General features: G+C 70.9%; 18 protein-coding genes and 1 riboswitch. Of the genes, 6 read left to right on the top strand and 12 right to left on the bottom strand.

What is annotated here, in order from left to right:
* Positions 1-29 precede the first annotated feature (29 nt).
* The 3 genes from ACHAAC_RS04305 to ACHAAC_RS04295 are packed head-to-tail and all read left to right on the top strand — an operon-like array spanning position 30 to position 1,990.
* Positions 30-884, top strand: coding sequence for a hypothetical protein (locus ACHAAC_RS04305; RefSeq protein ID WP_435714709.1), 855 nt, complete (start codon positions 30-32; stop codon positions 882-884).
* Positions 885-893: 9 nt separating this feature from the next.
* Positions 894-1,484: a rhomboid family intramembrane serine protease gene (locus ACHAAC_RS04300; RefSeq protein WP_435714708.1), complete on the top strand. Its 591-nt coding sequence runs from the start codon at positions 894-896 to the stop codon at positions 1,482-1,484.
* On the top strand, positions 1,472-1,990 hold the full coding sequence (locus ACHAAC_RS04295) for an N-acetyltransferase family protein (RefSeq protein WP_435714706.1): 519 nt from the start codon (positions 1,472-1,474) through the stop codon (positions 1,988-1,990). Before ACHAAC_RS04300 ends, ACHAAC_RS04295 begins: the two co-directional genes overlap by 13 nt.
* Before the next feature lie 3 nt (positions 1,991-1,993).
* Here ACHAAC_RS04295 and ACHAAC_RS04290 read toward each other — a convergent pair whose 3' ends face one another.
* The 7 genes from ACHAAC_RS04290 to ACHAAC_RS04260 form a co-directional block, all read right to left on the bottom strand.
* Positions 1,994-2,368, bottom strand: a complete 375-nt coding sequence (locus tag ACHAAC_RS04290) for an SIP domain-containing protein (protein WP_435714705.1) — start codon at positions 2,366-2,368, stop codon at positions 1,994-1,996.
* Between the two features lie 78 nt (positions 2,369-2,446).
* Positions 2,447-2,950: a Dps family protein gene (locus ACHAAC_RS04285; RefSeq protein ID WP_435714704.1), complete on the bottom strand. Its 504-nt coding sequence runs from the start codon at positions 2,948-2,950 to the stop codon at positions 2,447-2,449.
* Positions 2,951-3,086: 136 nt separating this feature from the next.
* The gene (locus ACHAAC_RS04280) at positions 3,087-3,974 is read right to left on the bottom strand and encodes a phosphotransferase (protein WP_435714703.1); all 888 of its coding nucleotides are present in this window, start codon (positions 3,972-3,974) and stop codon (positions 3,087-3,089) included.
* Between the two features lie 32 nt (positions 3,975-4,006).
* Entirely contained in the window at positions 4,007-6,247 is a 2,241-nt protein-coding gene (locus ACHAAC_RS04275; protein WP_435714702.1) for a heavy metal translocating P-type ATPase, read from the bottom strand.
* Between the two features lie 32 nt (positions 6,248-6,279).
* Positions 6,280-6,504 (bottom strand): heavy-metal-associated domain-containing protein, encoded by a 225-nt coding sequence (locus ACHAAC_RS04270; protein WP_435714701.1) that lies wholly within the window; start codon positions 6,502-6,504, stop codon positions 6,280-6,282.
* 124 nt (positions 6,505-6,628) lie between these two features.
* A complete protein-coding gene (locus tag ACHAAC_RS04265) occupies positions 6,629-6,925 on the bottom strand; it encodes a metal-sensitive transcriptional regulator (protein ID WP_435714699.1) in 297 nt (98 codons plus the stop codon).
* Positions 6,918-7,445, bottom strand: coding sequence for a DUF305 domain-containing protein (locus ACHAAC_RS04260; RefSeq protein WP_435714697.1), 528 nt, complete (start codon positions 7,443-7,445; stop codon positions 6,918-6,920). Before ACHAAC_RS04260 ends, ACHAAC_RS04265 begins: the two co-directional genes overlap by 8 nt.
* Positions 7,446-7,528: 83 nt before the next feature.
* On the opposite strand from ACHAAC_RS04260, the gene ACHAAC_RS04255 reads away from it, so the two are divergent.
* Positions 7,529-7,957 (top strand): PaaI family thioesterase, encoded by a 429-nt coding sequence (locus ACHAAC_RS04255; RefSeq protein WP_435714695.1) that lies wholly within the window; start codon positions 7,529-7,531, stop codon positions 7,955-7,957.
* Between the two features lie 7 nt (positions 7,958-7,964).
* Here ACHAAC_RS04255 and ACHAAC_RS04250 read toward each other — a convergent pair whose 3' ends face one another.
* Entirely contained in the window at positions 7,965-8,300 is a 336-nt protein-coding gene (locus ACHAAC_RS04250) for a UBP-type zinc finger domain-containing protein (protein ID WP_435714693.1), read from the bottom strand.
* Positions 8,301-8,373: 73 nt separating this feature from the next.
* Positions 8,374-8,473, top strand: a riboswitch (ZMP/ZTP riboswitch).
* 39 nt (positions 8,474-8,512) lie between these two features.
* On the opposite strand from ACHAAC_RS04250, the gene serA reads away from it, so the two are divergent.
* Positions 8,513-9,769: a phosphoglycerate dehydrogenase gene (gene serA / locus ACHAAC_RS04245; protein ID WP_435714778.1), complete on the top strand. Its 1,257-nt coding sequence runs from the start codon at positions 8,513-8,515 to the stop codon at positions 9,767-9,769.
* Here serA and ACHAAC_RS04240 read toward each other — a convergent pair.
* Positions 9,762-10,598, bottom strand: a complete 837-nt coding sequence (locus tag ACHAAC_RS04240) for an NAD-dependent protein deacetylase (RefSeq protein ID WP_435714691.1) — start codon at positions 10,596-10,598, stop codon at positions 9,762-9,764. The two genes, serA and ACHAAC_RS04240, sit on opposite strands and share 8 nt — an antisense overlap.
* Before the next feature lie 209 nt (positions 10,599-10,807).
* Here ACHAAC_RS04240 and ACHAAC_RS04235 point away from each other — a divergent pair, with 209 nt between their 5' ends.
* Entirely contained in the window at positions 10,808-10,963 is a 156-nt protein-coding gene (locus tag ACHAAC_RS04235; protein WP_435714689.1) for a hypothetical protein, read from the top strand.
* A 66-nt stretch (positions 10,964-11,029) separates the two neighbouring features.
* Here the strand turns inward: ACHAAC_RS04235 and ACHAAC_RS04230 are convergent, their stop codons facing one another.
* From ACHAAC_RS04230 to ACHAAC_RS04220, 3 genes are all read right to left on the bottom strand, one after another.
* Positions 11,030-11,548 (bottom strand): DUF1697 domain-containing protein, encoded by a 519-nt coding sequence (locus ACHAAC_RS04230; protein WP_435714687.1) that lies wholly within the window; start codon positions 11,546-11,548, stop codon positions 11,030-11,032.
* 79 nt (positions 11,549-11,627) lie between these two features.
* Positions 11,628-11,891, bottom strand: coding sequence for a GlsB/YeaQ/YmgE family stress response membrane protein (locus ACHAAC_RS04225; RefSeq protein WP_435714686.1), 264 nt, complete (start codon positions 11,889-11,891; stop codon positions 11,628-11,630).
* Between the two features lie 82 nt (positions 11,892-11,973).
* Entirely contained in the window at positions 11,974-13,002 is a 1,029-nt protein-coding gene (locus tag ACHAAC_RS04220; RefSeq protein ID WP_435714685.1) for an NADP-dependent oxidoreductase, read from the bottom strand.
* Positions 13,003-13,055 lie beyond the last annotated feature (53 nt).

The following is a 13,055-nucleotide window of genomic DNA, read 5'->3' as shown; positions in this document are numbered from 1 at the left end:
GGCCGATTCCCGCGGCTACCGTCGTCGAGGTGGGGGCACCGGCGAACGACGCGGTCAGGACGTACCGATTCCTGCGCCTGGCGATCGTCGCGCTCGTGGTGCTGCTGGCGGCGTCGGTGGCGATCGACTGGCTCGCCGTCGGACGGGACTGCTGGGAGCGCTCGATCAGCGACTACCACCACACGCCGGCTCGCTCGGTCTTCGTCGCCTCGGTGGTCGCGGCAGGCGTGTGCATGATCGTGCTCAAGGGCGTCACCGAGGTCGAGGACGTCCTGCTCAACCTCGCCGGGATGCTGGCCGGCGTCGTCGCCTTCGTCCCGACCTCCGAGCCGAGCACGTGTCGACCGGGTGTGGCCGGCACCGGCGACGGCACGCCGGCCGTGGAGAACAACGTCTGGGCGTTGCTCGCCGCAGGTGTGGCCGGTCTGCTGATCGCGTTCCTGACGCGGCGACGCTCCGGACTGGCCCCGCACGCCGCCGCTGCCCATCGTGTCGGTCTGCTGTCCGCCCTGGGCGTGCTGGTCGCGCTCGCCGCCTGGTTCCTCCTCGGCCGGGAGAGCTTCGTGGCGCACGCGCACTACGTCTCGGCGGTCGTCATGTTCGCGTGCATCGTCGCCGTGGTCGTGGTGAATGCCCGCGGCGTGGATCTCGCCCGTGGCATCGACGGGCCGACCTGCGGTGCCCGCAACCGCTACACGGTCATCGCCGCCGCGATGGTGGTCAGCGTGGTCGGGGTGGGCGGCGCGGGACTGCTGACCGGGTGGGAGCACACCGTCCTGTGGGTGGAGGCGCTGGTGCTGGGTCTCTTCGCGACCTTCTGGGCCCTGCAGACCCACGAGCTGTGGGACCACGGCGTGCGGCCGCGCCTTGACCGTGCGCCCTAGTCTCGAGCCATGCAGCTGACCCAGGGCGCGCCGCGCAGGGCCGCCGTGCTGATCGCCTGGTTCGTGGGGGCCCTGTGGGTCCTGGAGATCACCGACGCCGTCCTGCCGATGAGTCTGGACCAGTACGGAATCCGGCCCCGCGACACCGGCTCGCTGGAGGGCATCGCCCTCGCGCCGCTGCTGCACGCCGGGTTCGGCCATCTGATCAGCAACACCGTCCCGTTGCTCGTCATGGGCTTCTTCCTCGCGCTCTCCGGGCTGCGGACGTTCGTCGGCGTGACCGCTGTCATCTGGGTCGTCAGCGGGGTCGGGACGTGGCTCGTCGGCCAGACCGGCAGCATCCACATCGGGGCGTCCGGCGTGGTCTTCGGCTGGCTGGTCCACCTCGCGGTGCGGGGGCTGATCAACCGCGACGGTGCGCAGATCGTGCTCGGCGGGATCATGATCATCGCCTACGGCGGGATCCTCGTCGGTGTGCTGCCCGGTGTGCCCGGCGTCTCCTGGGAGGCCCACCTGTTCGGTGCCCTCGGCGGTCTCGTCGCGGCCCTCGTCGTCCGAGGGCGCAGACGACCCCGAGAGGACCGGACGTGGGCGGCCTGACGCCCGGCCCGGTCCGGCCGGCGCGCGCCGACGACGCGGCAGCGCTGCGATCCGTGGACGCCGCCACCTGGGGGTCGCTCACCTCGCCCGCCCCGGCGCCGGACCCGGCCGCGCCGCACCCGTTCTTCTCCGGGGAGCGGAGCCCGGACGGCTTCCTCGTCGCCGAGCTGGAGGGCGCCGTCGTCGGATACGTCGGACTGCACCGGACGATCCCTCTCGCCTCCCATGCGCACGTGCTGACGATCGACGGGCTCGGGGTGCTGCCGTCGGCGTGCGGTCGCGGCGTGGGCCGCGCGCTCGTCGAGGCGGCCGTTGCGGCCGTTGCCCTTGCCGCCGAGCGCGGCGCCCGGCGGGTGACCCTGCGGGTCCTGGCCCCCAACGAGTCCGCGCGACGGCTCTACGAGCGCTGCGGCTTCGAGGTCGAGGGCGTCCTGCGCGGTGAGTTCCACCTCGAGGGTCGCGACGTCGACGACGTCCTCATGGCACGGACGCTCCAGGGGGAATGAACCTCAGGGGGTGCTGACGAGGCTGCGCAGGTCGAAGCACTGGGACGCCACCGAGGTGGCGCAGGTGCTGCCGAGCCAGACCCCGACGCTGCGGTGCGGATCGGGCTCCTCGGGCAGCCACTCGGCGAGCCAGGCAGACACGGCGCGCGAGAGTGCCGTCCCCGTGGGCTCGGTCGGCACAGGACGGATCCGCTGGACGGTGACGCGGGCGGGAGCGTCGAGATCCGCGAGCACGACGTCGTCGTGGACCTCGAGGAGGACCTGGCCGTAGGCGTCCGACGGCAGCATGCTCAGCAGCGCCCGCATGCAGGCGATCTCCTCGGTGCTGCCGGCGATCAGGACGTGCGGCACGGGGGTACGTCGACGATGGGTCCTCACGCAGTCAGTATAGGCTTACCTATCCTGACATGAGTAAGGGTGTCGCACGGATCACATCCCGCGCCGTCGTCCGAGGGCTCAGGAGGCGACGTGGGCCTGCAGGAGCCAGCGATCCTTGGTGAGACCGCGCTCGATCTCGATGGCGACGTCCTGGCTGCTCAGGTCGATGTCGTCCAGACCGGTCACGGCAGCGCGAACCGTCACGAGCGCGGCGTCGATCTGCGCGACGACCTCGGCGATCGTCTGCTCGTACTGCTGGAACCCGTCGCTGAGCGGCGGGAGCGTGGCCTTGGCCGCCACGGTCTCCAGGCGGGCGTCGAGCGGCAGGCCGAGAGCCACGACCCGCTCGGCGGCGGTGTCGGCGAAGTCCTGCGCGTGGGCGACGAGGTCGTCCAGCAGAGCGTGGACGCCGGCGAAGCTGCCGCCGCGCACGTGCCAGTGGGCCTGCTTGCCGTTGACGACGAGAGCCTCGAGGTCGTGCACGGCGGGGGTCAGGAACTGTGCGGCGCCGGCCGCGACCTCATGGGTGGAGGCGAGGGCCGACGGGGCCTGGGGGGTGGGGGCGCTGGTGGTGGTCGACATGGCTCCACTTCCTGGTGACTCGATGTGTTGTCTTGACCAACAGTCCCCCGAAAGGGCCGTGATTTCAACGAAGAACAGCCTGCCCTAACGGTAGCGGAGGCTGTCCTCATCCCTCAGCGAGCGGTCTGGGTCGTCGTCAGTCGGCGACGGCGGCGAGGTGCCGCAGCGACGAGGCGAGCAGCGCCTCGAGACGGCTGTCGTGCGCGTAGGAGGCGACGGCGGCGAGCGAGAAGACCGCCATGGTGCGGCCGCGCAACATCGTGTCCTCGTCGATCTCGCCGTAGGCCGCCCAGAACGTCGGCCGGTGCTGGGGCAGCAGGGCGCTCCAGACGAACGCGAGGTCGACGCTGCGCGGGGCGGCGCACAGGTCGCCCCAGTCGATGACGCCGCTGGCCCGCCCATGTGTGTCCACGAGGACGTGCCGCGCGTACAGGTCGCCGTGGCTGGTGACAGTCTCGCTGTCGGGGGGTGCCGCGGAGCCGGCCCGTGCCAGCAGCTCCTCCACGGCGGGGTCGGAGTCCCACAGGCCCGACTCGGCCAGGTTCGAGAGCATCTCCCGGGCCCGCGCGGCGCGATCGGGGGCGTGGCTGCGGCGCATCGGGTCGACCGGCAGGGCCGGGTCCACGGGCACGGAGTGCAGGGTGCGCAGGAAGTGGCCCATGGCGTCGGCGACCTGCTCGGCGTCGGCGTGCTCGCTGACGGCGAGCTCGGTGCCGGGCAGCACGCGTGCTCCCCAGAACGTCCACGGTGGCTCGCCGCACGAGCCACGGTGCTCCGGAACGGGGATGGGCAGCGGCAGCGATGGCGCGAGCCGGGGGAGGTGCTCGAGCTCGCGCTCGACTCCCGGCAGGGCGATGCGTCGGCGCGGGAAGCGGAAGAGCCAGACGTGGTCGACCGCGATCACGGTGTTGTCCCAGCCGGAGGCGACGTGCTGGACCTCGTCGCCGGCCAGCCCGAGCTCTCGCACCTGCACCCGGGCCTCCTCCACGGAGATCTGCCGCTCGGGTCGCCATGGACTGCTCATCACCCCAGCATGCCCCATGGCGGGGGTCGCGGCTACGCCCCGAAGCGGCGCAGGCGCAGGCTGTTGGTGACCACGAAGACCGAGCTGAGGGCCATCGCGAGCCCGGCGATCATCGGGTTGAGCAGCCCGGACATTGCCAGCGGGATGGCTGCCACGTTGTAGGCGAAGGCCCAGAACAGGTTCATCCGGATGGTGCGCAACGTGGCCCGGGCGAGGCGGACCGCGTCGACGGCGGTGGCGAGGTCGCCCTTGACCAGCGTGAGGTCCGACGCCGCGATCGCGACGTCGGTGCCGGTGCCCATCGCGATGCCGAGGTCTGCGGCGGCCAAGGCTGCGGCGTCGTTGACACCATCACCCACCATCGCCACCGCTCGACCCTCGGACTGCAGGGCCTGGACCGTCCGGAGCTTGTCATCCGGAGTCACCTCGGCCTGCACCCTCTCGATGACGACCTCGGCCGCCACGGACTCCGCCACGGCCCGCGCGTCGCCGGTGAGCAGCACGGGCTCCAGGCCGAGTGCACGCAGGTCGGCGACGGCCTGGCGCGAGGACCCCTTGACGGTGTCGGCCACGGTGATGGTGCCGAGCAGCTGCCCGTCGGCCTCGACGGCGATCGTCGTGCCGTCGACCTCCGGACGCGGGACGTCGTCGGCGATCCAGTCCGGGCGGCCGGCGCGCACGTGACGGCCGTCCACGACGCCGCTGACGCCGAGGCCGGGGTGATTGGCGAAGTCCGTGACCTCGCCGGTGTCGGTCAGACCGGCGATCGCCCGCGCCACCGGGTGCTCCGACGCGTGCTCCAGCGTCGCCGCGAGGTGCTCGAGGTCCGTGCGGCGGACACCGTCGGCGGGGCTGACGTCGACGACGCTCATGACGCCGGTCGTGATGGTGCCGGTCTTGTCGAGCACGACGGTGTCGATGCGGCGGGTGGACTCCAGCACCTGGGGCCCCTTGATGAGGATGCCGAGCTGGGCGCCCCGCCCGGTGCCCACCATCAGCGCCGTGGGCGTGGCCAGGCCGAGTGCGCAGGGGCAGGCGATGATGAGGACCGCCACGGCGGCGACGAACGCTGCGGTGACGTCGTCGCCGAGGACCAGCCAGGCGAGGAAGGTCAGCAGGGCGAGGGCGATGACGGCCGGCACGAACCACGCCGAGACGCGATCGGCCAGGCGTTGGACGTCGGCCTTGCCCTCCTGGGCCTCCTCCACCAGCCGTGCCATCTGGGCCAGCTGGGTGTCGGAGCCGATGGCTGTGGCCCGCACCAGGAGGCGTCCGCCCTGGTTGACGGTGGCACCGGTGACGGTGTCGCCGATCGTGACCTCGACCGGGACGGACTCGCCGGTGAGCATCGACTCGTCGACAGCCGACGCCCCCTCGACGACCTCGCCGTCGGTGGCGATCTTCTCGCCCGGGCGGACGATGAACTCATCGCCCGCGTGCAGGTCGTCCACCGGCACGGTCACCTCTGTGTACCGATGGGCCGCCCCAGGCCCGGCACCCCCGCCGGGGCCGTCGCGACGCACGGTGACCTCCTTCGCGCCCAGGTCCATGAGGGCGCGCAGGGCGGCACTGGAGCGTTGCTTCGCGTTCGCCTCCAGGTAGTGACCGGCGAGGATGAACGTGGTGACGACGGCGGCCACCTCGAAGTACACCTCGTGCATGCCCGTCCCGAGCAGGGACCACTCCATCCGCATCCCCGGGTCGCCGGCGCCACCGAGGAACATCGCCCACAGGGACCACAGGTAGGCCGCGCCGACGCCGACGCTGACCAGGGTGTCCATCGTCGCAGCACCGTGGCGGGCGTTGGTGATGGTCGCGCGGTGGAAGGGCCAGGCCCCCCACGTCACGACGGGGGTCGCGAGGGCGAGCACCACCCAGGTCCAGTAGTCGAACTGCAGCGGCGGGACCATCGAGAGCAGCAGCACCGGCAGGCTCAGCGCGGCCGCGACGAGCAGGCGTCGTCGCATCGACGCCGCGCCGTGCAGGCCCTCGTGGTCGGCGCCGTGGTCGTCTCCGCTCCCACCGGACCCGCCCTCGGACCGCACCGTCGCGGAGTACCCGGTCTGCTCCACCGTCTCGAGCAGGGTCCGGTGGTCCAGGCCCTCGGGGACCTGGACGGTGGCCTTCTCAGTGGCGTAGTTGACCGATGCGTCGACGCCGTCGAGCCGGTTCAGCTTCTTCTCGATGCGCATGGCGCACGACGTGCAGGACATGCCCTGCACGTCCAGACGCACGGTGTGGCGGGTGTCGTCGGTGTGGGTCGGGTGGGACACGGGGATCGCCTCCTGGCGACGTGGGGTGGGGTTCAGGCGGGCGGGGAGTCGGCCAGGGCGTACCCGGCCTCGTCGATCGCCGCCGCGACCCGCTCGGGGTCGGGGGTGGACTGGCTCGTGACGGTGACGGTGGACGCCCCGCCGGCGACGAGGGCGACGGTCACGTCGGTGACCTCGGCCAGATCCTGCAGCTCCTCGGTGACGGCCCGGGCGCAGTGCTCGCAGGTCATGCCGGTCACGCGGTACTCGGTCTCCATGTCAGCCTCACCCTTCACTCGATTCCCATGTCGACATGGGAATCCTCGATTCGCACGGGTTGCTTCCCGTGCAGATGAAAGAAAACCGTGACTCTGCGAGCCCTCGGGTGGTCGACAGGCGACCTCATGAGCGCACCAGTCGTGCGATGGCGTCGGACGCCTCCTTGACCTTGATCTGCGCCTCGGGTCCGCCGGCGCGGGCGGCGTCGACGACGCAATGGGCGAGGTGCTCGTCGAGCAGCTTCAGCGCGACGGCCTCCAGGGCCTTGGTCGTGGCGCTCACCTGGGTGAGCACGTCGATGCAGTACGTGTCGTCCTCGACCATGCGCGTGAGGCCGCGGACCTGGCCCTCGACGCGACGCAGGCGCTTGAGGACGGCCGTCTTGTCGTCGCTGTAGCCAGGGGTGGTGGGATCAGTCATCGAGCAGCTCCTGCATCTCGGTGATCTCCGCCTCTTGGGCGGCGGTGACCTCGCGGGCCAGTGTGGCGACCTCGGCGTCCTCGCCCTCGGACAGGACGTCCTCGGACATCGCCACTGCCCCACGGTGGTGGTCGATCATCATCGTCAGCCAGAGCCGGTCGAACGTCGCTCCGGTGGCGTCCTGCAGCGCCCCCATCTGCTTGCCGCTCATCATCCCGGCCATGTCGTGGTCCCCCGTGCCAGGAGCCTCGGCGTCCCACTCCTGCAGCCAGCCCTGCATCTGCTCGATCTCGGGCGCCTGGGCGGCCTCGATGCGGGTGGCGAGGTCCCGGACCTCGGGGGAGGCGTCGGCCCCGTCGTCGACCAGGGCCGTCATCTCGACGGCCTGCTCGTGGTGGGGGATCATCGCCCGGGCGAACTCGACGTCGGCCTCGGCAGGGTCGTCGCCGGACCCGTTGGCGCATCCCACCACCAGGAGCGCGGTGGCGACCACGGCGGCGGCGCGAAGGATTGGGTTCATGTCTCGACTATACCCCTAGGGGGTAAAGGTATCAAGTCAGGACCTCGTGCGGGTCGGCGCGCGTGCGGGGCTAGGGTCGCCGCATGAGCGAAGTTCCCGGTCTGGACGGTGTCCTCGGCGTCGAGCACGTGGAGGTCGGACGCGACAAGGTCGTCGTCCGCTTCACCATCGGCGAGCACCACCTGCAGCCCTTCGGCATCCCGCACGGCGGCATCTACTGCGCCGTCCACGAGTCCACGGCCAGCACCGCCGGCCAGGTCTGGCTCGGCACCGAGGGCGTCGTCGTGGGCACCAACAACATCTGCGACTTCGTCCGTCAGGCCGCGGTGGGCGACACCATCACCACGACCGCGACGCCCGTGCACCGCGGCCGCACCCAGCAGCTGTGGCACCTGGATTCCCTGGACCAGGAAGGCAGGCTCATCGCCCAGGGCCAGGTACGCCTGGCGAACCTGGACCGGCCGATCCCACCGGAGGCCCTGGCGAAGTTCGGCATCACGCCCGAGGGCTGAGCCGACGTCAGTCGATGAGGTCGCGCCAGTTCTGCGGCACCATGCCCGCCGGGCCGGGCGCCGGCTGGTCCGGCGGGTGGCTCGACGGCCCCTGCAGCTCGTAGCCGTCCGCGGGCTCCCCGGTGGCGAAGTCGTAGAACCAGCTCTCGCCGGGCTCGAAGCTGGTCATGACGCGGTGGCCCGTCGAGCGGAAGTGGGCGGTGGCGTGCTTGCCCGGTGACGAGTCGCAGCACCCGACGTGGCCACAGGCCGCGCAGCGCCGCAGGTGCACCCACCAGCCGTCAGCCTCCAGGCACTCCTGGCACCCCGTGCCGCTCGGTGGGACCTCGGGATCGATGGTCATGGCAGTACCTCCTCCTCCCAGTGTCCGCTCTTGTGAAGCTCCCGTCGAGCACGTGACGCGCCGGGTAGACTGACGGGGTCGGCGCGACTGGCGTTGAGGTGGATACCACCGGGGAGCCCGACCAGATCGACACGACGACATCGACTTCGGGACCGTTCGCCTGGGCCCCGCGTCAGCCAGATCCACCGCTGACCAAAGGCCCCGCCATGATGATGACCATGAATCCTGACGCCCGCGCCCTCGCGGCGCCCACCACCATCGACGACGGTGACGTCCGCGTCCTGCTGCTGGAGAACATCCACGCCGACGGGCGCGACTTCCTGCGTGGCAAGGGCTACCAGGTCGAGACGCGTGACGGCGCGCTCGGCGAGGACGAGCTCATCGAGGCGGTGCAGGGCGTCCACCTGCTGGGCATCCGCTCCACGACCTACCTGACCGAGAAGGTCCTGGACGCCGCGCCGGACCTGCTGGCCGTCGGTGCGTTCTGCATCGGCACCAACCAGATCGACCTCCCGGCCACCGCGGCGCGCGGCGTCGCGGTCTTCAACGCGCCCTACTCCAACACGCGCTCGGTCGTGGAGCTCGCGATCGCCGAGATCATCTCGCTCGCTCGTCGCCTGCACGAGAAGTCCACGGCGATGCACGACGGCGTCTGGAACAAGTCGGCCGCCGGCAGCCACGAGGTCCGCGGCCGCACGCTCGGCATCGTCGGCTACGGCAACATCGGCAGCCAGCTGTCCGTCGTCGCCGAGGCGCTCGGGTTCAAGGTCGTCTTCTACGACATCGACGACAAGCTCGCCCTCGGCAACGCGCAGCGCTGCTCGACGGTGGAGGAGCTGCTGGAGATCGCCGACGTCGTGACGCTGCACGTCGATGGACGCCCCGGCAATGCGGGTCTGTTCGGCGACGAGCAGATGCGCCGGATGAAGCCGCGTGCGCTGTTCCTCAACCTCTCGCGCGGCATCGCCGTCGACACCGCGGCGCTGAGGGGACACCTGGAGTCCGGTCACATCGCGGGTGCGGCGGTCGACGTCTTCCCGGTGGAGCCCAAGCGCCAAGGCGACCCGTTCGAGTCCGAGCTGCGCGGCGTACCCAACGTCATCCTCACGCCGCACGTGGGTGGGTCCACCGAGGAGGCGCAGCAGGACATCGGTCGCTTCGTCGCCTCCAAGCTGCGCTCCTACGCCTCGTTCGGCAGCACGTCCCTGAGCGTGAACTTTCCGGAGATGAACTTGCCGGCCGACAGCTCGCGCACGCGTCTGGCGCTGGTGCACCGCAACGCCCCCGGCGTCCTGGCCACCATCAACGGGCTGCTCGGTGAGCACGAGGTCAACATCGAGGCGCAGTCGCTCGCGACGCGTGGCGAGATCGGCTACGTCGTCACCGACATGGCCCAGTCGGTCACGCCGGACGTGCTGACCGCGCTCGCCCAGCTCCCCGAGACGGTTCGCCTGCGCCAGCTCAGCTGACCCTCTGGCCCGTCGCGGCGAGGGTCTCAGAGCACCCGGCGTCGATGCGCAGGGTGGCAAGGGTGTCTCCCCGGGTCGCGCCACGGTTGACGATGACCACCGGGATGCCGCGGGCGTGCGCGCGACGGACGAAGCGCAGGCCGGACATCACGTGCAGCGAGGACCCGACCACGAGCAGCGCGTCGGCAGCGTCGGTGAGATCGAAGCAGTGGGCCACCAGCGGCTTGGCCACGCTCTCACCGAAGAACACCACGTCGGGCTTGAGCCGTCCGCCGCAGCGTTCGCAGTCCGCGACGACGAATCGGTCGGTGTGCTCGAGCACGACGTCGCCGTCGGGGGCGATGACGGCCTCCTGCTCCGACCACCCGGGGTTGAGCTCGTCGAGCCGTCGCTGCAGTGATGCGCGGTCGGACAGGTCGCCGCAGTCCAGGCAGAGCACACGGTCGATGCGGCCGTGCAGGTCGACGACGTCGGCGTGTCCGGCCCTGGCGTGCAGGCCGTCGACGTTCTGGGTGATGAGGCCGCTGAGCCGGCCCTCGTGCTGCAGCGCGGTGAGCGCCAGGTGCCCGGGGTTGGGCTCTGCCGAGCCCATCCGGGCCCAGCCCACGTGGGAGCGGGCCCAGTACCGCCGGCGGGCCTCGGGGGTGGCGATGAACTCCTGGTACGTCATCGGGGTGCGTGGTGGCGAGCCCGGCCCCCGGTAGTCGGGGATGCCGGAGTCGGTGGACAGTCCTGCACCGCTGATGACCAGGCAGCGGTGCTCGCGCAGGAGGGCGTCGAGCCGCTCGATGTCCTGCGCTGCCGGGGTTCGCCAGCTCTCGCCCGTCACCCGATCAGCCTAGGCTCCCCCGGCCCGATCGGCGCGGGACGTCACGCCGATCATCACCCGGCGGCCCTCGCGGTCACCCACCGCTGCACAGCCATCTGACCGACGACGGGGAGAGAACTGACCATTCGAGGTGCGCCGATCGGTGGAGTGCGTAGGTTGTTCAAGGTCTCGATGCCGAACGGCATGGAGACAGAGAGGGAGGAACAAACATGATCATTCTTGGAATCATCCTGCTCATCCTGGGCGCGGTGCTCGATGTCTCGATCCTGTACACGATCGGTGGCATCTTGGTGCTCATCGGCGTCGTGCTGTTCGTGCTGGGAGCGCTCAACAAGGGCGTCGGAGGAAGAAAGCACTACTTCTAGGCCACAAGCCCCGCAGGACACAGGCCGGCCGGTCAGCACCACGCTGACCGGCCGGTCTTCTCGTGCTCATCGCGACAGCTCGATGAGCTTGCGCACGGTGTTGAGGTTGCGAGCGGTGCCGGGGACGCCGAGCGCCCGACCGATCGAGGCGGCCTTCATCTGCGGTCGACCGGCCCCGTCGGCGTAGCGGACGTGCATCTCCCGTCCGAGGACCTCCCAGCGGTCGTCGCCCGTGGAGAACGTCTGCGCCTTCTCGATGGCGGTCGGCTCGGGCTCGGCGAGCAGGAACGTGACGTAGGAGTACTTGGGCTCCACCACCTCGAAGGGATGCACGTCGAGGGCGCGCTGCAGCTCGTCGGGGCTGCGGGAGATCACCTCCCGGAAGAAGCCGAAACGCTCCTGCACGGCCTGCTCCAGGGCGCGCTCGAAGCCGACCGCGTCAGCCGGAGGGGTGCACAGCAGGTTGCCCGAGGCGATGTGGGTGCTGACGTCCGTCGCACCGAGACCTGCCGCGAGCTCCCGGAGGTCGGCCATGGGCAACGTGGCCCCACCGACGTTGACCGCGCGCAGCAGGTGGATCCGCATGGCAGCAGTATCGCGCGCCGCAGCGCGCATGACGAGGGCCCGCCGACGGTGTGGTCGGCGGGCCCTCGTCGGGTCAGGATCAGGCGCGGGTGCGGCGACCCGCCACGGCGCGGTAGATCAACAGCGCGACGATGGCGCCGATGATCGACAGGATCAGGCCGCTGGTGTTGAAGTCGAGGACGCTGCCGCCGGAGAACAGCGAACCGATGACGCCGCCGACGAACGAGCCGATGACACCCAGCACGAGAGTGCCGATGATGCCCATCGGGTCCTTGCCGGGGACGAGGAGACGAGCGAGCGCGCCGGCGATCAGCCCGACGATCAGCAAGGTGATGATGCCCATGATGTGTCCTTTCGCGGGGTGGGGCCGGTCTGACCCCAGCGGACCACGTTACGGGCACTGGCCGATCTCGCACGTCGAACGATCAGGCCGTCGGGTCGTCCCCCACCCGCACGAGCAGCTTGCCGAGGTTGCGCCCCGTGAGCAGCCCGCGGAAGGCCTCCAGCGCGTTCTCCAGCCCGTCGACCACGTCCTCGCGGTGGCGGACGGACCCGTCACCGACCCACCGGGCCATCTCGGCGAGGAAGGCCTCGTGGTGCGTGCGCGTGAACTCGTCCTGGATGAAGCCGCGGACCGTCAGGCTCTTCACCAGGACGTTGGAGAAGAACCCGGGGAACGTGAAGTCGCTGTGCGGCGCCTCGGTGGCGTTGTAGTTGGCCACCAGCCCGCACACCGGCACGCGTCCGTAGGTGTTCATGCGCCGCAGCGCCGCCTCCCCGACCGGCCCGGCGACGTTCTCGAAGTAGACGTCGATGCCGTCGGGCGTCGCGGCGGCCAGATCGTCGGCGAAGGACTCCGAGCGGTGGTCGATCGCCGCGTCGAAGCCGTACTCCTCGACCAGCAGGCGGCACTTCTCGGGCCCTCCCGCGATGCCGACGGCCCGGGCCCCCTTGAGCCGGGCGATCTGCCCGACGGCCGAGCCGACGGGGCCCGTGGCCGCCGCGACGACGACGGTCTCGCCCTCGGCGGGCCGGCCGATCTCGAGCAGGCCGGCGTAGGCGGTGAAGCCGGGCATCCCGAGCACGCCGAGTGCGGTGGAGACCGGTGCCTCGGCGGGGTCGAGGCGGCGGGTGTGCCTGGCCTGCGCGACGCCGTGGGTCTGCCAACCGGTGTAGGCCAGGACGATGTCACCGACGGCACGGCGGTCCGAGCGGGACTCCAGGACCTCGCACACGGTGCCGCCCTCCATGACGTCACCGAGCTCGACCGGCTTGGCATAGGACTTGGCTGCGCTCATCCGTCCGCGCATGTACGGGTCGAGCGAGAGGTAGATCGTGCGCAGCAGCACCTCACCCTCGGCGAGCTCGGGGAGGTCGACGGTAGCGGTCTCGACGTCGCTGTCCTTGGGCTCGCCGACGGGTCGGGCGGTGAGGCGGATCTGTGTGGTCTGCATGGGTGCTCCCTCGGTTCGGTGGACGATCATCTGCACGGTTCTCCCACGTTTGC

The organism is Aeromicrobium sp. CF4.19, from assembly GCF_051262555.1.
Classification (GTDB): domain Bacteria; phylum Actinomycetota; class Actinomycetes; order Propionibacteriales; family Nocardioidaceae; genus Aeromicrobium.
The sequence above is the reverse complement of the archived record's forward strand: the minus strand, read 5'-3'. Positions and strand labels throughout refer to the sequence as shown.